Origin of the sequence: Brevibacterium sp. HMSC24B04, assembly GCF_001806835.1 — a bacterium.
Classification (GTDB): domain Bacteria; phylum Actinomycetota; class Actinomycetes; order Actinomycetales; family Brevibacteriaceae; genus Brevibacterium; species Brevibacterium ravenspurgense.
The window spans coordinates 1-779 of the sequence record NZ_KV786103.1; the positions used below are offsets into that span (position 1 = coordinate 1).

Consider the following 779-nt stretch of genomic DNA (forward strand, 5'->3'; position numbering starts at 1 on the left):
CGCTATCGCAATGGTGAAGGCATGCAGGATCGTTCTTCCCGACCCCGTACAAGCCCGAATAAGACCACGTCTAAGGTGGTCAAACGCATCGTGTCGCTGCGGTTGCGTAAACGCATCGGACCTGCGCAGTTGGCTGTTCTGTGCGGTGTGGCGCCGTCAACAGCGCATCAGGTGCTTACACGCTGCCGGCTGAACCGGCTGTCGTATCTTGACCGTGCCACCGGTGAGGTCGTGCGTCGTTATGAACATGATCAGCCGGGGGACTTACTCCATGTGGATGTGACGAAGTTCGGCAAGATCCCCGATGGTGGTGGGTGGCGGTTTGTCGGCAAGGCTCAGGGTTTCCTCAACCGGGCAAAGACAGAAGGCAAGCCACAGGATCGGTCCAGACACTCCGCGTTGGGATACTGCTTTGTCCACACCGTGGTCGATGACCATTCCCGGGTGGCGTACGCAGAGATCCACGATGATGAAAAGGCCGTCACCGCAGCAGGGGTGTTGCGCCGGGCGACTGCATGGTTCGCAGACCGCAATGTTCACGTCAAGAGAGTCATCAGTGATAACGGGTCGTGTTACCGATCAACACTGTGGCAGCAAACGTGTGCTGAGCTGGGCATCACTCCGAAATGGACACGACCCTACCGACCGCAGACGAACGGCAAGATCGAACGCTTTCACCGAACGCTCACAGATGGGTGGGCTTATGCCAGGTGCTACCAATCAGAAAACGAACGCAACAACGCACTTGGCAAATGGCTCCACGACTATAATCACCACCG

At 57.5% G+C, this 779-nt stretch carries 1 protein-coding gene; it reads left to right on the forward strand.

Annotated elements, in window-relative coordinates; all coding sequences use genetic code 11:
- Positions 1 to 779 (forward strand): IS481 family transposase (locus HMPREF3092_RS11045; protein ID WP_141738008.1); only part of this gene is annotated, 779 nt, incomplete at both ends.